At 71.9% G+C, this 24,934-nt stretch carries 20 protein-coding genes; 6 read left to right on the top strand and 14 right to left on the bottom strand.

Translation table 11 applies throughout. The features are described from left to right. Positions 1-334 precede the first annotated feature (334 nt). The 4 genes from AB0C21_RS34530 to AB0C21_RS34515 all read right to left on the bottom strand — a co-directional run bounded on the left by AB0C21_RS34530 (position 335) and on the right by AB0C21_RS34515 (position 3,150). Positions 335-619 carry a hypothetical protein gene (locus AB0C21_RS34530; protein WP_500209979.1) on the bottom strand — a complete coding sequence of 95 codons (285 nt, stop codon included), beginning with the start codon at positions 617-619 and terminating at the stop codon, positions 335-337. 157 nt (positions 620-776) lie between these two features. Next, a complete protein-coding gene (locus AB0C21_RS34525; protein ID WP_500209977.1) occupies positions 777-1,298 on the bottom strand; it encodes a hypothetical protein in 522 nt (173 codons plus the stop codon). A 191-nt stretch (positions 1,299-1,489) separates the two neighbouring features. Beyond that, complete coding sequence (locus AB0C21_RS34520) at positions 1,490-2,689, bottom strand: globin domain-containing protein (protein ID WP_500209975.1); 1,200 nt, start codon at positions 2,687-2,689, stop codon at positions 1,490-1,492. Further along, entirely contained in the window at positions 2,689-3,150 is a 462-nt protein-coding gene (locus AB0C21_RS34515; RefSeq protein ID WP_500209973.1) for an RrF2 family transcriptional regulator, read from the bottom strand. Before AB0C21_RS34515 ends, AB0C21_RS34520 begins: the two co-directional genes overlap by 1 nt. A gap of 186 nt (positions 3,151-3,336) precedes the next feature. Between AB0C21_RS34515 and AB0C21_RS34510 the strand changes: the two genes are divergently transcribed. Together AB0C21_RS34510 and AB0C21_RS34505 are read left to right on the top strand one after the other, a co-directional pair. Then, a complete protein-coding gene (locus tag AB0C21_RS34510) occupies positions 3,337-4,224 on the top strand; it encodes a DMT family transporter (protein ID WP_500209972.1) in 888 nt (295 codons plus the stop codon). Beyond that, positions 4,221-5,090: a DMT family transporter gene (locus AB0C21_RS34505; protein WP_500209971.1), complete on the top strand. Its 870-nt coding sequence runs from the start codon at positions 4,221-4,223 to the stop codon at positions 5,088-5,090. Before AB0C21_RS34510 ends, AB0C21_RS34505 begins: the two co-directional genes overlap by 4 nt. Here the strand turns inward: AB0C21_RS34505 and AB0C21_RS34500 are convergent. Beyond that, positions 5,068-6,141 (bottom strand): MGDG synthase family glycosyltransferase, encoded by a 1,074-nt coding sequence (locus tag AB0C21_RS34500; protein WP_500209969.1) that lies wholly within the window; start codon positions 6,139-6,141, stop codon positions 5,068-5,070. The two genes, AB0C21_RS34505 and AB0C21_RS34500, sit on opposite strands and share 23 nt — an antisense overlap. A gap of 30 nt (positions 6,142-6,171) precedes the next feature. Between AB0C21_RS34500 and AB0C21_RS34495 the strand changes: the two genes are divergently transcribed. Beyond that, positions 6,172-6,903, top strand: coding sequence for a polysaccharide deacetylase family protein (locus AB0C21_RS34495; protein ID WP_500209968.1), 732 nt, complete (start codon positions 6,172-6,174; stop codon positions 6,901-6,903). Positions 6,904-7,014: 111 nt separating this feature from the next. On the opposite strand, the gene AB0C21_RS34490 is transcribed toward AB0C21_RS34495, so the two are convergent. Together AB0C21_RS34490 and AB0C21_RS34485 are read right to left on the bottom strand one after the other, a co-directional pair. Then, a complete protein-coding gene (locus AB0C21_RS34490) occupies positions 7,015-7,404 on the bottom strand; it encodes a hypothetical protein (RefSeq protein WP_500209966.1) in 390 nt (129 codons plus the stop codon). Between the two features lie 24 nt (positions 7,405-7,428). Next, entirely contained in the window at positions 7,429-8,541 is a 1,113-nt protein-coding gene (locus AB0C21_RS34485; RefSeq protein WP_500209965.1) for an MFS transporter, read from the bottom strand. A gap of 200 nt (positions 8,542-8,741) precedes the next feature. Here AB0C21_RS34485 and sigJ point away from each other — a divergent pair, with 200 nt between their 5' ends. Then, the gene (gene sigJ, locus AB0C21_RS34480) at positions 8,742-9,731 is read left to right on the top strand and encodes an RNA polymerase sigma factor SigJ (RefSeq protein ID WP_500209964.1); all 990 of its coding nucleotides are present in this window, start codon (positions 8,742-8,744) and stop codon (positions 9,729-9,731) included. Positions 9,732-9,942: 211 nt separating this feature from the next. Next, positions 9,943-12,720, top strand: a complete 2,778-nt coding sequence (locus AB0C21_RS34475; RefSeq protein WP_500209962.1) for a tetratricopeptide repeat protein — start codon at positions 9,943-9,945, stop codon at positions 12,718-12,720. Positions 12,721-12,796: 76 nt separating this feature from the next. Here the strand turns inward: AB0C21_RS34475 and add are convergent, their stop codons facing one another. Beyond that, complete coding sequence (gene add, locus AB0C21_RS34470) at positions 12,797-13,768, bottom strand: adenosine deaminase (protein WP_500209961.1); 972 nt, start codon at positions 13,766-13,768, stop codon at positions 12,797-12,799. 75 nt (positions 13,769-13,843) lie between these two features. Between add and AB0C21_RS34465 the strand changes: the two genes are divergently transcribed. Continuing rightward, the gene (locus AB0C21_RS34465) at positions 13,844-14,836 is read left to right on the top strand and encodes a LacI family DNA-binding transcriptional regulator (protein ID WP_500209960.1); all 993 of its coding nucleotides are present in this window, start codon (positions 13,844-13,846) and stop codon (positions 14,834-14,836) included. 48 nt (positions 14,837-14,884) lie between these two features. On the opposite strand, the gene AB0C21_RS34460 is transcribed toward AB0C21_RS34465, so the two are convergent. The 6 genes from AB0C21_RS34460 to AB0C21_RS34435 all read right to left on the bottom strand — a co-directional run bounded on the left by AB0C21_RS34460 (position 14,885) and on the right by AB0C21_RS34435 (position 24,888). Further along, positions 14,885-15,460, bottom strand: coding sequence for a hemerythrin domain-containing protein (locus AB0C21_RS34460; protein WP_500209959.1), 576 nt, complete (start codon positions 15,458-15,460; stop codon positions 14,885-14,887). A 71-nt stretch (positions 15,461-15,531) separates the two neighbouring features. Further along, entirely contained in the window at positions 15,532-15,894 is a 363-nt protein-coding gene (locus AB0C21_RS34455) for a hypothetical protein (RefSeq protein WP_500209957.1), read from the bottom strand. An 86-nt stretch (positions 15,895-15,980) separates the two neighbouring features. Next, positions 15,981-16,514, bottom strand: a complete 534-nt coding sequence (locus AB0C21_RS34450) for a thioredoxin family protein (RefSeq protein ID WP_500209956.1) — start codon at positions 16,512-16,514, stop codon at positions 15,981-15,983. Between the two features lie 48 nt (positions 16,515-16,562). Beyond that, a complete protein-coding gene (locus AB0C21_RS34445; protein ID WP_500209955.1) occupies positions 16,563-18,917 on the bottom strand; it encodes an arylsulfatase in 2,355 nt (784 codons plus the stop codon). Positions 18,918-19,153: 236 nt separating this feature from the next. Further along, positions 19,154-21,940 carry a protein-arginine deiminase family protein gene (locus AB0C21_RS34440; protein ID WP_500209954.1) on the bottom strand — a complete coding sequence of 929 codons (2,787 nt, stop codon included), beginning with the start codon at positions 21,938-21,940 and terminating at the stop codon, positions 19,154-19,156. Then, positions 21,937-24,888, bottom strand: a complete 2,952-nt coding sequence (locus AB0C21_RS34435) for a hypothetical protein (RefSeq protein ID WP_500209952.1) — start codon at positions 24,886-24,888, stop codon at positions 21,937-21,939. Before AB0C21_RS34435 ends, AB0C21_RS34440 begins: the two co-directional genes overlap by 4 nt. Positions 24,889-24,934: the final 46 nt, after the last annotated feature.

Raw genomic sequence — 24,934 nt, 5'->3', positions numbered from 1 at the left:
CTCGCCACCCTCTATTCGCGATACGACGGTGGCGCATTGAGACCGGCACCGGCTTCGCAATTACCCGGCGTCCTACGATGCGTTTCGTTTGCCTTCGCAACTAAGACAGAGCGGCATCGCGGTCTGTGACACCTCGAAGGGAGATCCCGCGTGGTGCGCCGGCTGCGCTCTGGAGTGACGGCTTGCGGCGTTCCGCCTTCGGCAGCACGGGAAAGGGGTTCCGGCAATGGCGGAACCCCTTCACCCGGGGATTGCGCGGACGGGTGCGGACGCGGCGTACCGATGCGGCTCCCGCTCCCCCGAGCGGTCACCGTTCCCCCCGGTCAGAGCCGGGTCACTGCTCCCAGACGTAGCTGACCCGGACGCGCAGGTCGGCGTTCCATTCGATGTTCGCCCAGACCTGGACGCCCCCCTGGTACGGCCGGACGTTGTGGACGGTCATGCGGGCCGCTCCGATGAACGGGGCGTCGGCGTTGTCGACCTCCACGATGGAAGCGGTGACGCGCGTGTCGGGGGTGAACAAGTGCGAGGTGGCGTTGAAGATCACCTGGCCGTGCGCGACGAAGATGACGGTGGCGGAGAAAACGGCCGCGACGGAGCGCTCGGAGGGTGCCTCCATGCTCGAGTCGATCGTTTGCAGATCCATATGCCCCTTTCTCTTCGGACGACATGGACAGTGTGCACTTGATCCATTACAAAGCGTTATCCCCTGGGAGCCGTAAGCGCCTTCCGAGCGACGAGGCGTTCCCCGGAAGGCGCTTTTCAGGTCCGCGCCGTCAGCGCAGGAGGGGGTGGCGGCGGATCACGGGGAGCCGTCCCCAGACCCGCCCGAACCCGAGCGTGGCGCCGGCGTCGGCGAGCGCGGCGGCGACCAGCGTCGAGGCGTAGATCCAGTGCATGTCCATGAAGGGGTTGGCGTCCGGCCACAGGGAGGCCGCCCACAGCATGGCGAGCAGCACGGTGCCGCCGATCGCGGCGAGCCGGAGGCAGATCCCGAGCAGGAGCGCGACGCCGAGGCCGCCGAGCCCGAACATGAAGAGGGCGTCGACCCAGACCTTCCCGGCCATCGCGTGGAAGACCTCCTTGAACGGGCCGTCGGCGTGACTGAGGAAGCCCTTGGACGGCGAGACGCCGTCCAGCCAGCCCTTCTCGGCGGGCTTGCCGAGGCCGAAGAGCTTGTCGGCGAAGGCCCAGATGAAGATCCAGCCCAGGAAGAGCCGTCCGGCGGCGAGGGCGTAGCGGGCGGGATGCTCGGCGGTCACGGCCGAAGGGGGCCGCACAGGGATGTCAACGGACATGGGAGAGGTCCTTGGGGCGGGGGGTATTGATAGTTAAGTTTCCTATTAATTAGCTTCCGGAGTCAAGGCGCCCGCGCGACGGACACGCGCGGCCCCGCCCGATCCCGGCCCCCGCTCCCCCGGGGCCGGGCGGACTCCGGGCGCCGGCGTGTTCGGCGCCCGGACCGGTCCTCCGCGAGGCCGCCGGGGCCTCAGCCGGCCGCGTTCCAGAGGTCCGGGCCGAACACCTCGTAGTGGATGCGCTCGTCCGAGACCCCGGCGGCGGCCAGACCGCGCCGGATCTCGCGCATGAACGGGATCGGTCCGCACATGAAGACGCGCGCCTTGCGCGGAAGCGGGAGCACGGCGACGTCGATCCGGCCGGGCCGGACGTCCTCGCCCTCGGCCCCGTCGGTGTCCTCGTACCAGGTCAGCTGCTGGAAGTCGGCCATCCGCGCGCCCGCGTCGGCGATCTGCCGCCGCAGCGCGTGCGTGCGCGGGCTCCGGTCGGCGTGCACGGCGAGGACGCGGCGGCCCGGCTCCACGGCGGCCAGATGGTCGACCATCGCGGCGACGGGGGTGATGCCGATGCCGGCGCTGACCAGGACCAGCGGATCGCCGTCGTCCTCCATCACCACGTCCCCGAACGGCGGGGACACCTCCAGCACGTCCCCGACCTCGACGTTCTCGAACAGGAACGTCGAAACGGCGCCGTCGGGCGCGGCCCCGTCGCCGCGGACCCGCCGCAGCGTGATCTGGACCGTGTCCCCCGCCGTCCGCGACAGCGTGTACTGGCGGGGCTGGCGCAACCCGTCCGGGAGCGTGACCGCGACGGAGACGTACTGGCCGGGCCGGTGCGCGGGCACCGCGCCGCCGTCCGCGGGGGCGAGGACGAGCGAGACCGCGTCCTCCGCCTCGTCCAGCCGCTCCGTGACCCGCCACGGCCGGTACGGCGCGGCCGGATCGCATGCGGCCTCCTGGTACAGCCGGGCCTCCTCCGCGATGAGCAGCGTCGCGAACAGCCAGTACACCTCGGACCAGGCCGCGTGCACCTGCGGCGTCACCGCGTCGCCGAGCACCTTGGCGACCGCGTCCATCAGGTGGCGTCCCACGATCGTGTACTGCTCGGGGCGGATGCCGAGCGAGGCGTGCTTGTGCGCGATGCGGGACAGGATCTGCTGGAACGGGATGGCCGACTCCTCGGCCACCAGGTGCTGGGCGAACGCGGCCACCGAGCCCGCCAGCGCCCGGCGCTGCTCGCCGTTGGCCTGGTTGCCCTGGTTGAACAGGTGCCGCAGCTCGGGGTGCGCGGCGAACATGGCGGAGTAGAACTCGCCGGTGATCGCGGTGCCGTTGGCGGCGACGGCGGGCAGCGTGGCCCGCACGGTCTCGGCGTGGTCGGAAGAGAGCATCAGAGACCTTCCTCTGCGGGGGACGCGGCGGCGGGCGCCGGCCGCGTCAGGGAGAGCAGGACCGGTTCGAGGGGATCGGTCGCCAGCTCGCCCAGTCGCACCTGGTTCAGCGACGCCAGAAAGGCCTCCTGCGCCGTCCGCAGCGCCCCGCGCAGGCGGCATCCGTCGCGCAGGGGGCAGGGCGGACTGTCGCATTCGACCGCCTCTCCGGGACCTTCCAGCACACGGACGATCTCGCCGACCGGGGTTTCGGTCACCCCGTCGGCGAGGACGACGCCGCCGCCCCGGCCGCGGGTCGTCCTGACGAACCCGGCGCGCCGGAGCCGCTGCACGATCTTCGCCATGTGCTGCGGCGGGACGCGCAGCCGCTCGGCCAGCTCGGCGGCGGACCGCCGCTCGTTCCGCGCGGCCAGCAGCATCAGCACGCGCAGGCCCAGATCGGTCGACTGAGTCAGGTGCACGGCTTGATCGTAGTTTAATCGGAATTCCAGAGTCTGATTTAGGCCGTGTGGGGATCACCACAGGGTTTTCCGTGGGCCGTTTCAGCTGGTCCGGCGCATTTCGGGCCGATTTGGTGGGCAGATTCGGACAGCCGGAGCCGGGTAGGGACCTCGCGAGAGTCACGGCGGGGGAAATCGTGAAACAGCATGAGCCTTCTCGGGATGGCCGTCGCGGTCGTTGCGGCCTGCCTCATCGGCCTGGGGTTCGTGGCGCAGCAGCACGCGGCGTTCCAGGAGCCGCTGGGGCGGATCCTGCATCCGAGCCTGCTGCTGGACCTGCTGCACAGCCGGCTGTGGTTGGGCGGGATCGGCCTGATGATCGCGGGCCAGCTCGTCTTCGCGTTCGCGCTGAACCTCGTCGGCGTCGCGCAGGCCACGCCGGTGCTCACCCTGAACCTCGTCTTCGCACTGATCGCCGCGCATGTGATCTACCGGGAGCCGCTCGGCGCCAGGACGCTGCTGGGGTCGCTGTCGCTGACCGGCGGGGTCGCGCTGTTCCTGTTCATCGGGCGGCCGCACGGGGGCGCGCCGCCCGGCGAGCTGTCCTTCCGCTGGGTGGGCGGAGCGGTCGTGCTGGGCCTCGCCATGGTGGTCGCGCTGGGCGGAAGCCACAAGGACCTGCGCGTGCGCGCGATGCTGCTCGCCTCGGCCGCCGGACTTCTCTACGGCCTCCAGGACACGCTGACCCGCAGCGTCGTGCTGCTGTTCGACAAGGGGGTCGGCGGCGCCTTCACGACGTGGCAGCCCTACGGCCTGGTGGGAATCGGCGCGCTCGCCCTGCTCTTCGCGCAGAGCGCCTTCGATGCCGCGCCGCTGCGCATCTCGCTGCCGGCCAGCACGGCGGCCGAGCCGCTGACCGGGATAGCGCTGGGAATCGTGGTCTTCGGCGAGAAGGTCCGGCTGTCAACGATTGACCTGGCTCTGGGGTCGCTGGGGCTGGCGGGCATGGTCGCGGGCATCGTCGTCCTCGGCCGGTCGCCGTACCTCGGGAAGCCGGAGGAGCTGGCATCGCGGGACGGGGGTGGACGCTCGTGATCGCCATCATTCTGAGCCTGCTGGCCGCCGCGTCCAACGCCCTGGCGTCGGTGCTCCAGCGCCGGGCCACCGTGGCCGCGCCGGAGGCCGACGCCTTCAAACCGTCCCTCATCCTCGACCTGCTGCGGCAGCCGCTCTGGCTCGGCGGGGTCGGCGCGCTCATCGCCGCGTTCCTCCTCCAGGCCGCCGCGCTGTCGATGGCGGGGCTGGCGCTGGTCCAGCCGCTGCTGGCCGCCGAGCTGCCGTTCACCATGATCATCATCGCCTGGCTGCCGCCCCGCGGGCTGCGCCGGGTGCCGTGGGCGGGCGTCGCTGCCCTCACCGCGGGCCTGGCCGGGTTCCTCGTCGCGGCGGCCCCCAGCGGAGGCAAGGGCGTTCCGGGCACCGGCGAGTGGATCGTCGCGACGGCCGCCACGGTCGGCTGCGCCGCCGTCCTGGTGACGGTGGCGTGGCCCATGCGCGGACCGTTCCGCGGGGTGCTGCTGGGCGTGACGACGTCCCTGGGCTTCGCGCTGACCGCCGCGTTCATGAGGACGGCCACCCGCGCCTTCTCCGACGGCGTCGCCGCCGTCGTGACCTCCTGGGAGCTCTACGCGATGGCCGCGGCGGGGGTCACCAGCCTGTTCCTGCTCCAGAACGCGCTGCAGAGCGGCACCCTGGTGGCCGTGCAGCCCGCCCTGACGGTCACCGACCCCGTCGCCAGCATCCTGCTGGGCGTCGGCCTCTTCGGCGAGCACCTCCGGACCGGCGGGTGGATCGCCATGGAGGCCGTGGGCATCGTGCTGGTCGCGCTCGGCAGCGTGCTCATCACCCGCTCCCCCCTGCTGCACGGAGAGCGCGCCGTCACCCCAGCGCGGCGCGGATGACGTGCTCGGCCCGTGCGGCGTCGAACAGCGTCCCCACCCGCTGCGCCCAGGACTTGCGCGCCTGCTCGCTCCCCAGCAGGTCCAGCGTCTCGACGAGTTCGGCGGGCGACCGCGCGAACGCGCTCAGCCCCGCCCGCGCCATCGCCTCGGCGCCGTCGCGGCCGTGGCCGGGGATGGGCCGGTAGGAGACCACCGGCAGCCCGCACGCGAACGCCTCCCGGCACGTCTGGCCCGCCGCGTTGTCGACCAGCGCGTACGCGCCCGCCATCAGCCCGGGCATGTCGTCCCGCCAGCCGAGGGCGTACCCGATCCCGCCCTCCCGGATCCGGGCGCGCAGCCGCCCGTTCCGTCCGCACAGCACGACCGGCAGGTACCGGCCGGACGCCGCGAGCCCGCGGGCCGTCTCGGTCACCCGGCCGACGCCCCAGGCCCCCGCCGAGACCAGCACGACCCGTTCCCCGGGCCGCGCGCCGGCCTCGGCCCGGAGCCGTCCTCCGTCGTGCGCGCGCAGGAACCCCGGCCGCACCACGGGCGCGACCCGCTCGGCCGGACGTCCCGTCCGCTCCGCCACCGAGCGCGCCGAGGCCTCGTCCGGGCACAGGTAGCGGTCGTTGCCCGGGTGCAGCCACATCCGGTGGGCGGCGAAGTCGGTCACCAGGACCAGCGACGGCGCGTCCAGCCGCCCCCGCAGGCGCATCAGCCCCGCGACCTGCGCCGCGACATGGAAGGTCGACACCACCGCGTCCGGGGGCGGTCCCGGCAGCCGCCGCTCGAGCCCCCCGGCGATCAGCGCCGTCAGCGGCGACGCGGGCGGTGGGCGCGGCGACACGAAGAACGCCTGGTAGACCCCCTCGTACAGCCACGGCGCCCCGCGGAGCATCGCCTCGTACATTCTCCGCAGCCCGTGCCCGAGCCGGAGGGGAACGAGCTCCAGCACGTCGAGGACGCACACCTCCACGCCCCGCTGCGCGACCCGGCGCGCCAGCTCCCCCGCGACGGCGTCGTGGCCCGCCCCCATGGCCGCCGTGAGAATGAGGAGTCGTTTGCCCATCCGATTCGATCCCCCTGTGAGACTGGCCCCATGTCGCACCTGACCAGGGGACTCGCCGTGGCCCTCCTGGCGCACGCCCTGCCCGCCGCGACCTGGCTTCCTCCGCTCCGCCGCCTGACGCCCCGCCTCGCCGGCCGCGGCGGCGCCCGCCATGTCGCGCTCACCCTCGACGACGGGCCCGACGCCCGCTCCACGCCCCTCTTCCTGGACGAGCTGGCCCGTCTCGGCTGCGACGCGACCTTCTTCGTCCTCGGCACGATGCTCCAGCGCAGCCCGGCCCTCGGGCGGCGCATCGTCGCCGACGGGCACGAGATCGCCGTCCACGGATGGCACCACGACAACCCCCTCAGGACCCGCCCCGGCCGGGTCGCCGCCGAGATGCGCCGCACCGTCCGCCTCATCGAGGACGTCTGCGGCGTCTCCCCCGCCTGGTACCGCCCCCCGTACGGCGTCCTCAGTGCCGAGGCTCTCGTCGCGGCACGCCGCGCCGGCCTCCGGCCCGTCCTGTGGACTGCTTGGGGCAAGGACTGGACGGCCTCCGCAACGCCGCGTTCCGTGCTCGCCGCCCTCTCGCCGGGGCTGGTCGGCGGCGCGACGCTCCTGCTGCACGACAGCGACGCCACCTCGGCGCCGGGCGCCTGGAGAGCGTCCCTCGGCGCCCTCCCGGACGTGGTGGCGACCTGTCGCGCCACCGGCCTGGCCGTCGGCCCGCTGCGCGATCACGAGGTCCACTGGTCAAGGGCGTCACCTGATCACTCTTAACCAGCCGATGTCGCTCCATGCCGCCGACACTCCGACCGTCCCAGTTCAGGGGCCCTGCGGCCGGAGCCCCGGCCCGGCGCCGACGGTGCGGCGCCGGACCGGCGACACGCCTCACCGCCGCGCCGGCGCGGCCTCAGGGGAAGGCGCACGGACAACGGTCTCCTCCGGACGGGCCAGAGGGCCGCGCGGAAGGAGCGTGCCGCAGACGACGGCGCCGACCGCGAAGATGCCGGCGCACCACCAGAACACCGTGGTGTAGCCGTGGACCGCCGCGAGCTGGAGCACCTGCGGCGTCGGCCGTCCGTGCAGGTGGTCGGCCAGGTAGCCGGAGGTGGCGCTCGCCGCGACGGAGTTGAGCAGCGCGGTGCCGATGGAGCCGCCGAGCTGCTGCCCGGTGTTGATGCTCGCCGAGGCCACCCCCGCGTCGTGCGGCGCCACGCCGAAGGTCCCGCTGGCGGCCGCCATGCCGAAGATCAGGCCCATCCCGGCGCCGATCACCATGAGCGGGCCGAGCAGCGCGGACGCCTAGCCCGAGTCCGCGCCGATCCTCGTCAGCCAGACCATTCCGGCCGCGCTGAGCAGCATGCCGGCGACGACCATCGGCCTGGGCCCGAACCTCGGCATCAGCCTGGTGTTCCCCAGGGCGGCCGAGGTGCCGCTGAGGAGCACCATGGGCAGCATGGCCAGGCCCGACCTGACGGCCGAGAACCCCAAGGAGACCTGCATGTAGTAGACCAGGAACAGGAAGACGCCGAACGTCGCCGCCCCGCTGATCAGGATGGTGAGGTAGGCGCCCGCGCGGACGCGGTCGAGCACGATGCGGGGCGGCAGCAGGGGGTGCGCGGCGCGCCCCTGCCAGCCGGCGAACACGCCCAGCAGCGCCGCACCGGCCACGAGGAAACCCCAGGTCGAGGGCGTGCGCCAGCCGTGCGACGCCGCGTTGGAGAGTCCGTAGACCAGGCAGAGCATCCCGCCGGACACCGCCGCCACGCCCGGGACGTCCAGCCGGCCGCCCGGCGTCCGCTGCTGCCTGCCCACCAGCAGCACGCCCCCGATGATCGCGACCGCGGCGAACACCAGGTTGACGTACATGCACCACCGCCAGGACAGGTAGGAGGTCAGCGCGCCGCCGAGCAGCAGCCCGAGGCCCCCGCCCGCGGCCGCGACCGCGCCGTAGACGCCGAACGCCCGCGCCCGCTCCTTCGGGTCCCGGAACGTCGTGGCCAGCAGCGACAGGGCGGACGGGGCCAGCAGGGCGCCGAAGACCCCCTGGCAGGCCCGCGCCGCCACCAGCATCGAGAAGTCCGTGGCCGCGCCGCCCGCGGCGGAGGCGGCCGCGAAGCCGACGAGCCCGGTGAGGAAGGTCGCCTTGCGGCCGACCAGGTCGGCCAGCCGCCCGCAGAACAGCAGCAGGCTCCCGAACGACAGCGCGTACGCCGTCACCACCCACTGCCTGTCGGCGGCCGAGAAGTCCAGCGCGCGCTGCGCCGACGGCAGCGCGAGGTTCATCACGGTCAGGTCGAGGACGACCATGAGCTGCGCCACGGCGATGACGGCGAGGACCAGCCACCGCCTCGGATCCCGGGACGCCGTCTCGTCCGCGGCCCCGGCCGCCGGGGCCGCACTGCGTGTTGCCACAATCATCTCCTTGTCACGTCGACCGGCTCGAGGGTCGCCACGCCGGGTGACGACGTCGCCGGGCTTCCCGCCGCCGCGACGGCGGGTCCGTCTCAGAAGCCCGACGACACGACCTCCCGAAATGTCAGGCGGCCTGATGATTCGGGGCGATATCTCGTCGGAGTGGTGAGGGCACATCCGACCCAGGGAGCCACCGGACCATGACCGAGCACGCGGAAGCACGACACGACCACCCCGACGCGGGCCTGAGCGCGATCATCAGCGAGCGGCGCCAGTTGACCGGTCTGGCCTACCGGCTCCTCGGCTCCCTGGCCGACGCCGAGGACGTCGTGCAGGAGACCTACGCCCGCTGGTACGCCCTCTCCCCCGCCCAGCAGGAGGCCATCGCCTCTCCCGGCGCCTGGCTGTCGAAGGTCGCGAGCCGCATCTGCCTGGACGTGCTCGGCTCGGCGCGCGCGAGGCGGGAGCGCTACGTGGGCGAGTGGATCCCCGAGCCGGTGCCCGAGGCGGGGCACTGGATCAGCGGTCGGCCGGGCGCGGCCCCGCCCGACCCGGCCGACCGGGTCACCCTGGACGAGTCGGTCAGCATGGCCTTCCTCGTCGTGCTCGAATCGATGACCCCGGCCGAGCGCGTCGCGCTCGTCCTGCACGACGTCTTCCGCTACCCCTTCGCCGAGATCGCCGAGATCACCGGCCGCACCCCGGCCGCGTGCCGCGAACTGGCCTCCTCGGCCCGCCGCCGCATCCGCGCCTCCGGGCCGCCCGCGCCCCCGGCGGCCCGCCGCGCCGCCGTCGTGCGGGGCTTCCGACAGGCGATGGAGGCCGGCGACGTCGACGCCCTCATCGGCCTTCTCGACCCAGCCGCCGTCCTCACCGCCGACGGCGGCGGCGTGGTCAAGACCGCGCTCCGCCCGCTCGAGGGCGGCGAGCTGATCGCGCACCGGTGCGTCGAGATCGCCCGCCGGGTGCCCGGCGTGACGCTCCTGGAGCACACCGTCAACGGCCAGCCCGGCCTGATCGCCCAGCAGCACGGCCGCACCGTGACGGTCTACGCCTTCGACATCACCGACGACCGCATCACCCGCATCTGGGCAATAAGAAACCCCAACAAACTCCGCCCCTGGACCAGGGACTCAGAGGCGGGGGACCACGTCAGTGCACCACCGCTGGTGAGGCGGCCGCGGATTTGAGTCATGGATCACAGTTCACCCGACGGACGTAATTCACACTGCGGGGTGAGACGCCGGACCATTCGCCAGCGCGGGGGCCGCTTGACGATATCGGGTGCAGACCGGCAACGGCGCCGACTCCTCCCTCGTCCCGACGGTATTCGCGAGCTGCGGGACCACAAGAGCATCTCAACCGAATACAGGTATTCGAGCCGGTTGTTGGGGGATGCCCATGCTGTCCGATGCCACAGCCGCACTGGCCTCGGCCGGAGGGTCGGCCATCGTCCAGGTGCTGGTGAGCGAGAGTTGGGACTCGACGAAGGGGCGCCTGATCCGGCTGCTCCGGCGCGGAGCGTCCGAGGATTCCGCGGAGGTGGAGACGCGCCTGGAGATGACCCGCGCTCAACTCTCCGGGTTGCCGGCAGAGGAGTTGGAGGAGGCACAGCGGCTACAGGCCGCGGTGTGGCAGGCGCATTTGGCCGGTCTGCTGGAGCGGCATCCCGGTGTGGAAGAGGGGCTGCAAGGTTGGATAAGTCTGGTCCACGGCCTGGCAGGCCGATCGGGCGGCTTCGTTCAGCCACAGGCCGTACTGGGTTCCGGTCTTCAGATCAACCAGTTCTCCGAGCGCTCCCCTGACCTCGACACCAGCGGAACCATTGCCCTGCCGGCAGGTCGACGAGGCGAGGACGCGCCGTTACGCGGACGCGGCGCTCTCGTCGAGACGTTGAGCACCGTCTCCCGCTCGGCCTCGGGCGAGCGCGTCCATGTCCTGCATGGCCTGGGCGGCGTAGGAAAGTCAAGCGTCGCGCTGGAGGTCGCCTGGGAGGTCCATAAGTCCCAGGGCACAGTCTGGTGGATGCCGGCGACCGATACGGACCGGGTCACGATGGGCATGCTCATCCTGGCCCGCCGGCTGGGGCTGAGCGATGCCGAGATCGGGCACTCCGACGTCGCGGACCTCGTGTGGCAGCGGCTGGCGGAGCAGGAAACGCCCTGGCTGCTGGTATTCGACAACGCCGACGACATCGACGTCCTGTCGGTCGACGGCACGCCCGTCCGAGACGGCACCGGGTGGCTGCGGCCGATCGAGAGCCCGGTCGGCATGGCTTTGGTGACCACCCGGCACGGCCACCACCACGACTGGGGCGGTTGGTGCCGTCTCCACGCGGTGGAGATGCTGTCGCCTGCCGAGGGCGCCCAGGTCCTCATCGATCAGACCGGGCCCGGACTCGGAACCCGAGCGGAGGCCGAGGCGCTGTCCGAACGGCTCGGTGGACTCCCCCTGGCCTTGCGGCTCGCTGGCTCGTACCTGACGCAGTCGCGGCGCATGCCGAGCGTTTTCGCCGATTCCGACCGGGCACGAGACTTTGCAGAATATCTCACCGTCATCGACAAGAACCCGCTTGAAGCAAGTTTCCCTGTTCAACAGCAAATCCAGGTTTCTGCTCGGGAAGCACGCCAGATGCTGGGCCGCACATGGGAACTCTCCCTGGAACTGCTGGAGCGCCGAGGAGTCACGTCCGCACGAAAGCTGCTGCGCCTGCTGTCATGTTTCGCGGATGCGCCGATTCCCTATGAACTGCTCCTCGTTCCGCGCTTGCTCGGTGAATCGGCAGTGTTCTCCACGAAGATATCGGGCCGCGAACTCTGGGAGACGCTGGAGGCACTCACCAATACCGGGTTGATCGATCTGTCGGCTCCTGACCCCGCCTCACGCGGGCATCAGGGAGAAGTTCTGGTCCTGCGACTGCATCCGCTGGTCAGAGATGCCAGCAAACCCGGCCACGACAGGGACCGCCACCTTGCGACGGCCGCCGCACTTCTGGTGGCCGCAGCGCACGGAGACACGAGCGGTTTCCCGGAAGATCCAAGGAAATGGCCGCTCTGGCAGACCCTGGTGCCGCATGCCCTGCACCTTCTCAACGCCTTGAACGATCTGCCCGGCATGAGCGACAAGGCCGGACTGGACGCCGCGAAGGCCGCCTACATGAGCGGACGTCATCTCGGCGCCACCGGCGCCTACACCCAGGCACGACATGCCTACCAAGCCACCCTGGCGGTCCGGGAACGACTTCTCGGCCCCGAGCACCCCGACACATTGGACGCACGGTACGGCATCGCCCGAATGATGGCCGCCCAAGGAAGATTCAGGGAGGCCGCACAAGCCTATAAGCACATACTCTCCGCCAGGGAGAAGGTACTTGGAACGGATCACCCTGACACGCTGAACACGCGTTACGGCATCGCGCGAATGGCCGCCGCACAAGGGCGCTACCGGGCGGCCGAAACCGTCTACCAGGAGATTCTACGGGCCAGCGAACGCACGTTCGGCGAGGATCACCCCGAGACTCTTCGCGCCCGCTTCGGGATAGCACGGATGGCGGGAGAGCAAGGACGCTATGGCGACGCCGAAGCGATCTACCGCTCCATGCTGGCCGGGCGGGAGGTCCGTACACAGCCCTCGTCATTTGTTCAGCCCTCCGGATCGGAGGAGCCGGGACAGCTGGCGGCCAAAGCGGTCTATCGGGAGGTCCTGGCCGTAGAAGAGCGGATTCTCGGTCCTGACCAGCCCGACGCGCTCACCATCCGGTACGCGATCGCCCGTATGGCCGCAGCGCAGGGCAGGTACGCCGAGGCGGAGCAGGCCTACCGAGAGGTCCACGCGGTCGAGGAGGCCACGCTCGGGCCCGACCACCCCGACACCCTGACGACCCGCCATTGGATCGGTCGGATGGCGCACGCGCAAGACCGCCACCGCGAAGCTGAGCGCCTACTGCGACAGGTCCTCACAAAACGCGAACGCGTCTTGGGAGCCGACCACCCCCACACGCTGACGACCCGTTATTGGCTGGCCAAGGTCCTGGCGACACAAGGACGGCAGGACGAAGCCGCCTCAATTCTTCGGAAGGTGCTCGCCGCCAGGCAACGCGTCCTGCGTATAGGCCATCCGCAAATCGAGGAGGCGCGCCAGGCCCTGCAAGAACTCCGACAGGGCTTCGGCGGCCCCTGAATCACCGCGATGTTCCTGCTTGCGACCGTGTCTTCGGTGCTGTCCGGCTACGCCCGGTCCATCCACCGACTTCACCTCAAGGCCGCGAGCCCGGGGCTGTGCGGGTGAATGCGGCTTGGGCGGCGGTGGATTGGGTTTGGGATTCTTCGGTGGCGGTCCAGCCGGCCGTTCTGCGGAGGGCGTCGAACTCGTGCTGGAGGGTGGTGGCCGAGGTGGTGCGGCAGTCGGTGCTGATGGTGACCGGCACGCCTTCGGCCAGCAGGGGGGCTGCGGGGTGGGCGTGGAGACTCGGTACGGCGCCTGTCTGGACGTTGCTCGTGGGGCACATCTCCAGGGCGATCCCGTCGGTGCGCAGGCGGTCGCGGAGTGCGGTGTCGGTGGTGCATCGGACCCCGTGGCCGATGCGGTGGGCGCCGAGGACGTCGATGGCCTCCCACATGCTCTCCGGCCCTGCGGCCTCACCGGCGTGGACGGTGCAGGGCAGGCCGGCGGCGTGGGCCAGTTCGAAGGCGGCCTTGTGGGAGCGGGCGGGGTAGAGGGTCTCGTCTCCGGCGAGATCGAGACCGGCGACCAGGCCGCGATGGCGCACGGCGGTCTCGGCCACGGCGAGGCTTTCGTCGGGGGTCTGATGGCGCAGGCAGCACAGCAGCAGGCCCGTCCCGACGCCGGTGGCGGCGCGTCCTTGGGCAAGGCCATCGGCGACCGCACGGACCGCGTCGTCGAGGGTCATCCCGCGGCGGTGGTGCAGCTGCGGCGCGAAGCGGACCTCGCCGTACACGACACCGTCGTCGCGCCAGTCCTCGACCAGTTCGCGGGCGGCGCGGGTGAGGGCCTCGGGGGTCTGGAGCACCTGGAGCGGGGTGTCGATGTAGGCGAGGTAGGCGGTCAGGGTGCGGCAGTGGGCGGGGGCGATGACGAGGTCGTCGACCGGCCGGTCCAGTTCGACGCCCTGCCGGCGGGCGAGGTCGGCGACGGTGGACGGGCGCACCGAGCCGTCGAGGTGGCAGTGCAGTTCGTAGCGCGGTAGCGGCGCGGCATGAGTGCTCATCGGAGGTCCAGATCACCGGGTGGAGGGGGCGGGAGTGAGTATCTAAACGTTTAGACATGCAGAATGCAAGGCGTCATGACGAAGCGAGCAGCAGGCAGGCCGGCGACGCTGGCGGACGTGGCCCGCGCGGCCGGAACCTCGACGGCGGTCGTCAGCTACGTGCTGAACAACGGGCCCCGGCCGGTCGCGCCCGCCACCCGGGAGCGGGTGCTGGCCGCCGCCGCCGATCTGGAGTACCGGCCCAACCGCATCGCCCGGGCCCTGCGCTCCCGCACGAGCGGCGTGGTCGGCGTGGTGCTGGCCGACGCCTCCAACCCGTACTTCGCCGCGCTGGGACGCCACATCGAGCACTTTCTAGGACAGCGGGAGAAGCTCTCCCTGACCGGGAACGCGGGCTACTCTCCGGACCGGCAGGGGCATCTGGTCGACCGGTTCCTCGCGGCCCAGGTCGACGGGCTCGTCATCGTCTCCGCCGACGGCGGGCCCGACGCCGCCGCCCATGCCCGGCGCGCGGGGGTCCGCGCCGTCTATGTCCACCACGGGCCGCAGGAGCCGCAGGCCCCCATGGTGCGCGCCGACAACACCGCCGCCGTGCACGAGGCCGTCGAGCACCTCCGGTCCCACGGGCACTCCGAGATCGCCTTCCTGGCCGGGCCGGACGACGCCGGGCCGGTCGGCGAGCGCCGCGCGGCCTGGGAACGCGCCGTCGCGGGCACCGCCGCCCCCCTTCTGCGGTCGGAGTACACCCGCGCCGCGGCGGCGGCCCTCGTCCAGCACGCGATTGACGACGGCGCCCTGCCCGCGGCGCTGGTCTGCGCCACCGACGAGCAGGCCATCGGGGTCCTCGCGGCCGCCCATGCCGCCGGACGGCGCGTCCCCGGCGATCTCGCCGTCGCCAGCCTCGACGGCACCCCCGACACCGCCTACACCGCCCCGGCGCTCACCGTGACCGAACAGCCCCTCCAGGCGATGGCCCGCCAGGCCGTGAGCCTGCTTCTCGACGACCGCGCCACCACACGGCCCCTAAGCGCGACGCTGGTCACTCGCCGCAGCTGCGGCTGCCCCTGACTCCTCCACGCCGCGGTCGAAGACGGCGTGTTGCGAGCACGTCGGGCGTCAGTCCTTCTGCCTGCCGAGGGCTTTGCGGATGGCGTCGCGGGCGCGGTCGGCGGCGGCGGCGAACGGTCCGGCCACCAGGTTGGCGGTGGCGGACTCGAACCCGACGTGCGGATGGGTGGGCGCCACGGCCTCGGCGGCCTTGACGGCGGTCGCCATCCTGCGCAGATCGTGCTCGGACGCGTGCTCGCGGATCTGCGGGAACTCCGCTTCCTCCTCGTGCCGGGCGTGGTCCATGACGGACAGGCGCAGGTCGCCGAGCCGCTCGAGGAAGTCGGGACTGGTCGGGCCGAAGTAGTCGAGGTCCGACAGGAGCTGCTTGGCCTGGTTCTCCTCGGCCAGGCGAGCGTCGACCACCTCTCGGCCGCCCTCGATATGGCGGCGGGCGTAGGGGTGCACGACCTCCTCCTCGGCCGTCTCGTGGACGGCCAGCAGCCGGCGCAGCCGCTCGAAGGCGGCGGTCCGCTCGTGCCCGGCGGCGGCCTCCACCTGGTCGAACAGCTGCCGGATCTCGGCGTGCTGCCGCAGCAGCAGGTCGACGACGTCGTGGGCCGCCGCTTCCGATCGCTCGCTCACTCTCGCCCCCGCAGAGTCGACGGTGGTGGCGAATAGGACCTGCCCCCGCTGCGGAATCAAAACACCCGGGCCTACGCGAACGTCACCGCCGTCACCCGGTCGATCACCGGTGGGAGGCATACGGTGCGGCTGCACGCGCCGTACGAGACGACGATCTCCGCTGCGGAACCCGTTCGGCGCACCGGGAGCGAGATCGTCACCGGTCCGTCCGGGTAGACCGGGAGCCGGGTGTCCAGGGGCGGTAGATCCAGCCAGCGCACCGCCTCGTCGGCGCGGGGTGCGCCGGTGGCCTCCAGGCCCGCCCGCACGCCCACCCGCGTCGGGACACCGAGCCCGCCGGACGGCAGATCGAGGCTGTAGATGTGGAAACCGGGCCGGGTCGGGCGGAAGGTCACCTCCACCGCACGCGTCGAGGCGGCGATCGTCACGTCCACCTCCCCCTCCGTGAACCGGGCGGCCACCGGTTCCTGAGCCGGTCCGCACCCGGTCAGGAGTACGGCGGCGAGCAGGACGGCCCGTCTCACTTCCAGCGCCGGAGGAATGCGACGACGTTCTCGGACAGCAACCGGTCGCCGGCGGAGGCCGGATAGAGGCTCTTGTTGCCGGCCGTCCGCACTCCACCCTCGGGCGAGAGGACGACGAGGGCGGGGATCCCGGTGCGCTTCAGGTCCACCCCGTACTTCCTGGCCAGGTCCAGATGCCGGTCGATCCGGCCGACATCGACACTCACCAGGTGATAGCGGTCGAGAAGAGGCCGCACGGTCTGGAGGTGGAAGAAGTACTGCAGCGTCGCGCATTCGCCGCACCAGCCCGCACCGAAATCGAGGAGTACGGGGCGTCCGTCCGCCTTGGCCTCCGCGAGCGCGGCCGCGATCTCGGCCCGGGGGTCGGCCTTCCGGTCGTATGCGCGCGGCAACTTCGTGGGCGAGGCCGGGGCCGGTCCGGTCGTCGCGACGGTCTCGGGGCGCTCGACCCCGTCGGCTCCCCCGGCCGGTCCGCAGGCGGCGGCCAGCAGGGGCATGGCCAGGATCAGACGTAATCTGACGGTGGACATGCCCCATTGTCCCAGCAACAGGGGAAATTGTCGCTGGAAAGGCCGCGGTCAGTCGACCATCAGCCAGCCGCGCACTTCCGCTTCGTGGTCGATGAAGCGGTCGCCGGAGACGTCGATGACGACGCGGTCGATGGTGCCTCCGGTGAACCGGAACGGCGGCCGGTAGTCGGGGGTGACGGGTGAGCCCTCGGCGCGGCCCACGCAGAGCCCGTCCCCGACGGGGCAGAAGTAGCTGGGCTGGGTGACGAGGCGGCCGCCGGCCATCCGCTGCTCGTTCACGTAGAGGGTGAGGTCTCCTGTGGTGCCGGGCATCTCGGGGTCGGTGCTGCGGCCCTCGGCCCTGAACTCGGCCGTGAACGTGTGCCTGCCCGGCTCGATGGCCAGGTCGGCCGTCACGACCTGCAGGCGGCTGCCCACCCAGTTGTAGACGTAGGTCAGGCGGCCGTCCTTGATGTACAGGCTGTGCCCGCCGGCGACGCCGCCATGGACGAACAGGACGCCCTCGACCTCGTCCGAGTGGACGTCGACCCCGGCGACGATCGTGTACGACCGGCCGTTGGTCATGACGGCGGACTGCTCGGGCACCGGCGCGCAGTCGGGGTAGTAGACGTAGCGGTCGCGGGCCGGGGTGCCCTGCGGCCGTTCGGCCAGGGTCTGTTCCAGCGCGGTGCGGTCGTCCAGCGGAAGGCCGTTGTAGATGCCGGCGTGGTAGTGCCACAGGCCCTTGAGCCGTTCGAGCCGCTCGGGCTCCCGGTCGGCCAGGTTCCTGGACTGGGCGCGGTCCCGGGTGAGGTCGTAGATCTCCCACACGTCCTCCTCGAACCCGCCCCAGCCGCTCAGCGGCGGGTGGACGGTGCAGGCCAGCCACCCGTCGTGGTAGATGGCCCGCTGTCCCAGCATCGCGTAGAACTGCGTGAGCTTGCCCGGTGCGGACGGGTCGTTGATCGAGGCCGCGAAGCTCTGCCCCTCGATCGGGCTCTGCGGGCGCCCCTTCAGCACTTCCGGCGGCTCGATGCCCAGCAGGTCGTAGAGCGTCGGGGTCACGTCCACGGCGTGGACGTACTGGTGGCGCACCTCCCCGCGGGCCTTGATCCTGGCAGGCCAGGCCACCAGGCACATGTCCGCGACGCCGCCCTCGTAGCCGGCCCAGCGCTTCCAGTACGGGAACGGGGTGTCGAACGCCCACGCCCACCCGGTGTTGTAGTGGTTGTAGGCCGAAGGAGTGCCGAGTTCGTCGATGTGCTCGAGAGCCTCCTCCGCCGAGGTCGGCAGGCCGTTGAAGAACCGCCACTCGTTGAAGGTGCCGTCCGGTCCGCCCTCGCCGCTTCCGCCGTTGTCGGAGACGGCCACGATGATGGTGTTGTCGAGCTCGCCGGCCGCCTCCAGGAAGTCGATCACCCGGCCGAGCTGCTCGTCGCTGTAGGAGACGTAGCCGGCGAAGACCTCGGCCATCCGCACGAACAGCCGGCGCTCGCCCTCGCTCAGCGAGTCCCACGGCCGGACGGTGTCGAGTCGCGGCCACGGCTGCCCGGCCGGTCCGGTGGCGTCCGGCTCGCCGTGCGGATTGATCGCGGACAGTTCGGTGTCCTCGGGCAGCAGGCCGATCTGCTTCTGGCGGCGCAGGATCTCCGGCCGGATCGCCTCGTACCCCTCGTCGAACACGCCCTTGTACCGGTCGGCCCACTCCTTGTACACGTGATGCGGCGCGTGGGCGGCGTCGAGCGCCAGGTACATGAAGAACGGCTTGTCCGGCTGGACCGCCTTGGCGTCGCGGATGAACTGGATGGCCTTGTCGGACAGGTCCTTGGCGATGTGGTAGCCCTCCTCGGGCGTCCCGGGCGTGCCGATCTGGTGGTTGTCGTGGACCAGGCTCGGATACCAGGAGCTCGACTCGCCGTTGAGGAAGCCGTAGAACCGCTCGAACCCGCACCCGAGCGGCCAGCGGCCCTTGTAGGCGGCCATGCTGGTCTCCCACCCGGGCGTCAGGTGCCATTTGCCGACGCAGTAGGTGTTGTAGCCGTGCTCGGCGAGGACTTCGGAGACGAACCCGTTCTCGACCGGGATGCGGGTGGAGATCCCGGGGAACCCGGCGCTGAACTCGGCGACCGTGGCCATCCCGTTCGAGGTCGCGTTGCGGCCGTTCAGCAGCGAGGCCCTGCTCGGCGAGCACAGCGCGGTGGTGTGGAAGTTGGAGTAGCGCAGGCCGAGGTTCGCGATCCGGGTCATCGTCGGCGTCTTCACCGGGCCGCCGTAGCAGTCCATCGTCCCGTACCCGACGTCGTCCCATACGATCACCAGGACGTTCGGGGAGCCCTTGGACGCCCACGGCGACAGGAACGGCTCCCAGTCCGGCTCCGAATCGCGGATGTCCAGGGCGATCCTGCCCTTGAAGCCCTTAGCCATGACGTCTCTCCCCCGCAGCCCGATGCGCAGCAGCGCGCGTGGCCCGATGCGTACCGGCCGGCGGTGCCGTGAACGGCGGCGCCGGTCCCGTTCACCGGTGTGCCTGTGCCGCGTTCGTTCCCACCACGGGAGGGGGCACCCTACGCCCCTCCTCAAGGGATCCCGATGGAACGGTCACTTTCCGTCGGGAACGGACCCGCGTGCTTCGGGGGAAGCCGGAAGGCCGCTGTTCGCCGTCAGCGCCACCATTGGAGGCCGGTGGGCGCGGCGCGCAGGGTGTTGGTGCCGCAGTGGATGGACCCCAGGCGCACGTGGTAGTACCAGGCCTCCACCCAGCTCACCCGGTACCCGATCCGGTCGGCGACCGCCTCGGTCCAGGCTTCGAACAGGTCGACCTTGCGTTCGGGGATCTGCAGCTTCCGCCAGGCGCTCCCTCTGAGGAAGCCGCGCGAGTCGAACGCGCCGGGGTTGGCCCGGACGATCTGCTGCCTGATCTCCGCGCGGTTCGTTCCCTTGGGCCAGCCGTCGAGGAAGGCCGCGGTCAGTTTCTCGGCGTCGTCCCCGGCGAGGTCGCCCGCCACGGAGCCGGAGCGGGCCCAGAAGACCGTGCGGTCGAGTCCGCGCGCGCGCAGCCACTGCGGGGTGAACCGCGACGCCTTCACGTCCCCGAGCTGCTCGGCCACCGTGCGCAGGACCCGGACGGCCGCCTCGACGTCCATCCGCGGGCCGTGCGGCCGCGGGATCAGCAGCCAGGGTGCGGCGACCTGGAGGTTCGCCAGGTTGGGGGTGAAGGCCGCGGTCTGCTCGGCGGCGGCCGACCGGTCGTCGAAGACGACCGGGAGCTTGAGGATGGGGATCGCGCCGTACTCGGTGGTGAGCTTCTCCTCGATCTCGGTCAGCTGCCCCTTCGCCGGGACGGACGAGCCGTCCGGGCCCGTCCGCGGACCGGCCGGTTCGGGGTCCTCCAGGTCCTCGTTGGTGTCGTCGCGGAAGTAGTCGAGCTCGAAGATCGAGATGCCGGCCGGGATCGACGGGGTGGTCGGCTGCCAGGGCGAGTCGGGCAGCGGGAGCGGGGAGTTCGGGATCGGGCCGGTCAAGGCGCGGTACCGCGCCGCCATCGACAGGTAGATCTCCGGCGGCTCGATCGGCAGGAGCTGCCCCTTCTCGTGCTGGTGCAGCCACTGCATGCCGCGCAGCAGGTGGGTGACCGGGTTCGCGCCCTCGTAGGTGAGCCGCGCGCCGCGGATGGGCAGCCAGTTCTCGTACCGCGTCAGCTCACCCGGCGGCAGCCCCGCCATGAACTCCTTCCGGGCGGCCGCGATCAGCCGCAGCGCGGCCAGCGGCGAGGACCGCAGCACCGCGCCGGGCCGGCTCTGCGGCTTGCGCAGGTCGGGGACGAACGCCAGCACCTCGTCGACGTGCCCGACGTCGAGCCAGCTGGTGTCGACCTCCAGCACCCGCTGCCCGCTCTGCGACTGGCCGCGCAGGAACGCCAGCAGCTCGGGGTCCATGTCGGTGGCGGTGGAGCCGTCCGGCTGCCGCGTGGTCTGGTTCCCGACGACGACCACGCCGGCCGGTGCCTTGGGATGCGGCGGGCCGACCTCGATGTTGCCGCCGAAGTTGTGGCTGGAGTGCCACTGCTGGAGGCGCTTCTCCAGGCGTCCCACCTCCGCCTCGGACATCAGGAACTCCTGCTGCGGCAGCTTGCCCACGGCGGGCAGCCTCAGCCGGAGCCGCGGCGAGCCCTGCGGGACCGGGATCTCCTTGCGCACCTCCTCGACCTGCTTCTCTGCGTTCCGGACGAGTCGCCCGATCTTTTCGTGCTGCTGGTACCAGGGCGAGTCCGGCCGGTCGACCGCCGCCCTGGCGACCTGCTTCAACCGGCCGGCCAGCGCGGGCAGCTCGTTGCGGGCGCGGAAGAACTCGACGGTCGCGTCCCCGAACAGCGCCACGGTCGTGTTCAGCTCGACCTCGGTGCCGATCCGCGCGATGGACTCGAACAGCTGCCGGCGCAGCGTCTTCACCCGGATCATGATCACCAGGGCGCGGTCGCTGCCGACGAAGCCGAGCCGCCCGGTCGAGCCGTCCGGGGCGGTGAGGGTCAGCTCCCGGTCCCAGAACGCCTGGCAGAGCCCTAGGCCCCGGCTCGGGAAGTGCCCGACCACCATCGAGCTCAGGTTGGGCGCGACGACCCCCCGGGCGGAGTCGGAACGGGTGCGCGGCGTGTGCAGCAGGACCCGCAGCGGTCCGTCCGGGGTCTCGGTGAAACCGAGCTGGTACTGGTCCTGGATCCAGCTGTCGCCGCCGTGCGCCTCCATCGGGATGAGCGTCAGCGGCACGCCGAGCTGCTGGAGGGCGGCCCGCACCTCGGCGACCGCGGGCCGGTTGTCGTCCAGTGGCAGGGCCGGGTCGTCCGAGGCCACCTCGCACATGTAGAGGCGTTCCAGCGCGCCCGCGTTCCCGATCAGGACGAACGGGGACACGGTGAACAGCACCTCGTCCTCGACCACCGTGCCGCCCGGGTCGTCGCGCTCCAGCCGCACCGTCACCCGGCTGCCCGGAAGCCCGGGAGGCGGCTGGCTGAGCACCGCGCCGGCCGGCGGGACGGCCGGCAGGTCCACCGCCTCCAGCGCGAGTCTGCGGGGGAACGGGCCGACCGGAAGCCGGAAGCGGACCCGGTTCCCCGCCCCCGCCCCGGCGAGCCGGCGGCCGGTGGCGTCGATCACCGCGCAGCGGAGGGCGTCCGCGCCCGCCAGCACGACGAACAGTGGGCCGGGGGCGGCGGTGACCTCCTCCACGAGGAGGCCGGCCGGCTCGTTGTCCCCGGCGGTCTTCACGGGCAGCTCGCGGTCCAGCGGGACCGGGCCGCCGGGGGTGACCGCCGCGGGCAGCCGCCGGGAGTCGTTGTCCAGATTGGCGCGGACGAGCGCCCCCGGGGGCGCCAGCCGGCGGGCCCATTCGCCCTGCCGCGCGGTGAGCCGGCCGTCGCGGTCGAAGTCGGCGTGCAGCCGGTAGGCGGTCATCGGCCGCCGCTCACGGCCTCGCGGCCCGCCTCTGCCGGGGCGGCCGTCGACGGGGCGGCCGTCGACGGGGCGGCCGCGGAAGGGGCTGCCGTGCCGGCGTGGCCGCTTTCCGGCCCGGCCGCCAGGGACACCGGCGTGCCGGGCTTCAGGGCGTCCCGCAGCGGCGGCACGTCGGAGACGTCCTGGACCAGCACCAGGTCGGTGGGGATGATGACTTCCCAGGGCTTGGAGTCCGCCGGGTAGGGCACGCCGTTGTCGAGCTTGCCGAGGTTGGTGGTGATCTCGTCGATGATCGGCACGTACAGGTCGTCCTCGATCCGGGGGACGTCGTTGCCGTCCCAGATGTTCCCGGTGTAGACGAAGTAGGCGACCGCCCTCTCGAAGCCGGGGCGGACCGGTACCTGCACCCGCGCGGCGCCGGCGCGCAGGAAGGCGGCGAAGTCGGCGTCCGGGTCGGTGATGTTGAGCGCGGAGATCCACCGGGCACGCCGCCCCCACAGGTGGGGGTAGCAGACGTAGAGCATGTTCTGCCACTCGAAGGCGTTTTCCAGGAACCGGATGAACTTCCCGTTGGCGTTGGCCTTGTCGAGGTCCAGGACCGGTTCGGTCGGACCGCCGGGTACCGGCGCCTTGAAGGAGTCGAGGTCGAGGTCGGGCTTCTTGGCCAGCATCATGACGACCCACTTCTTCAGCTCGTCGCGCTCCACCCGCCGGTTGACGAGCGGGTTGCGGCCGAACTGCCGGTCGGTGCTGCGCTGCAGCTCGCGCTGCGCGGCCCGCTCGTTGTACTCGGCGAGCTGCTGCTGGTAGGCGGCGATGACGGCGTCGTAGACCGACTGCTGCCACCGGGACTCGGCCTCGGGGGTGACGACGCACTCCACGTCCACCCCGACCGACCAGCTCAGCGCCGACACGACGATCGAGATGGAGATCTCCTTCTCGCCGTCGGCGGTCCCGGTCTTGGCGCCGAAGATGTCGGTGTAGACGTAGAGCTGGCCGCCGATCACGATGTGGAAGTTGTGCAGGCTGCCGGCCTCGAACAGGTGGGTGGCCTGCACGGTCACGCTCTTGGCCGCGTACCCCTCCGGGATCTCGATCTTCCCGGCGCGGCCGAAGTTGGTCGTGGTGGTGCCGTCCTGCTTGTCGAAGAAGGTCGCCGTGCGGATCGACGGCGGCGGAGCGGGCGCGTTGACGACGCGGTACCTCGCCACGTACTCGGTGTAGTTGGCGCGGGTCAGGAACGACGGTCGCAGCGGCTGGCCGTCGGGCATGGTCGGCGCCTGCGGCTTCACCAGCTCGCTGTCCCGCGGCGGGTTCTCCACCAGCCCGTAGAGGAAGTACGCCGCCGGCTCGGGCACCACGAAGTCGAACATGAACCGCTGGCCGTAGTTGAAGACCTGGGCGTCGTAGACCTTGTTCAGCCAGCGGTAGACGCCGCGGACGTGCTTGGCGAGGCCGTTGCTGAAGGCGTGCCGGTTGGTCTCCTCGAACTCCTCCAGGGTCCGCCGCCGGACCAGGCTGCGGACGCGCTCGCGCACCTTCTCCGCCGTCCGCTGGGTGACCTCCTGCGAGAACGAGGAGGCCTTGCGCTGCGACTCCTCGGTGGACGCCGAGCTGCCGGCCTTGACGCTGGAGGAGAACGACGCGGCCGGGCCGTAGCTGCCGCTCACCTGCAGCCCGGCCTCGATGTCGAGCTGGCTCTTGACGTGCTTCTCCGCCTCGGTCTGCAGCTCGCTCCGCTCGGTGGACTGCAGGTCCCGCTCCTTCTCGGTCTCGGTCTCCGTCTCGTCCTCCGTGGTCACCTCCACCTGGGTGAGCCGGCGGGTCGAGCGGTCCCGGGTCTCGCCCGCCATCACGTTCTCGATGTGGGCGAACTCCCCCAGCTCGTACGCCTTGATCTTCTGCCGCACCACGAGCAGGTCGGCCAGGCCGGCGGCGGAGTGCTGGGGCGCGGGGGGCGGCTCGGCGGCGAGCCCCCGGCTCCCGGCGGCCATGGCCCGGTGGAACCGGTGCAGGTCGATCTCGCCGCCGTCGAACGCCAGGGTCCCGGACGGGCGGACGTCGGCGGCGGCCCGCCCGGCCGCGTCCCGCAGTTCGGCCTCGACGAGGGGGATCGCCCGGAACGGCCGCAGCTCGCCGGCGGGCAGCCCCAGCCGGTCCAGAACGCCCCGCGTCCGCTCGCTCAGCCCCGCCGCGGCGGGGTCGGAGAGCCTCGGCTCGGCGCCGGCCGCCTCCGGCACGTCAGCGGTGGCGCCGGGGGCCGCCGCCGCCGTCACCGACGAGAAGACCAGGTGCCCGCCGTCGCGGACGAGCCTGAGCAGCTCCCGGTGCGCCTGCTCCAGGTCGTCCAGCCAGGCCGTCGCCTCGTCGTCGCGCGCCGCCGGTTCGGGCGGAGCCGGTGCGGGCGCCGGAGCCGCGGGGAGGCGCGCGAAGAAGCCCGGCAGGGACGCCGGGCGGCTCATCACGTCTCCGAGCGATTCACGTTCCGCCTCCGGCGCCGGCTCATGTCCCGCCGCCGGCGGCGAGGCGGCCAGCGCCAGCAGCTTGGCGTCGAGGACATCGCGCTCCGCGGTCCCCTCGGGATCGCCGAGGAGCGCCGCCGTCAGCAGCCGGTCGCTCAGCTCGGCGCGGGCCGCGGCGAACTCCGGCGCGCCGGCCAGCTCGGACGGGGACCGCCCGTAGGCACGCGAGACGCAGCCGGCGAGGTCGGCCTCCCCCAGCGAGCGCTCCTGGTTGGCGTAGAACCAGGCCCGCAGCGGAGCGACGTCGAGCTCGGCGGTGCGCTCGGCCGCGCTCCGCGGGGGAAGGCCGCCGGCCATCTCCCGGAGCCTCTCCCGGTCGGCGCCGGCCGCCGCGGCCTCGGCGAGCCGCCGGTACAGCCCGGTCGTCTCGACCATGACCGGCATCCCGGTCAGAGTCGCCTGCCTGCGCGCCGGTCGCACGGTCATGAACCGGAATATGCCTTCACTCGCCATCGAGGTTCCTCCTCGGCCT

Source organism: Spirillospora sp. NPDC049024, from assembly GCF_040649235.1.
Lineage (GTDB): Bacteria > Actinomycetota > Actinomycetes > Streptosporangiales > Streptosporangiaceae > Spirillospora.
Note: the sequence above shows the minus strand (reverse complement) of the source record. Positions and strands in the feature narration are given on the sequence as shown.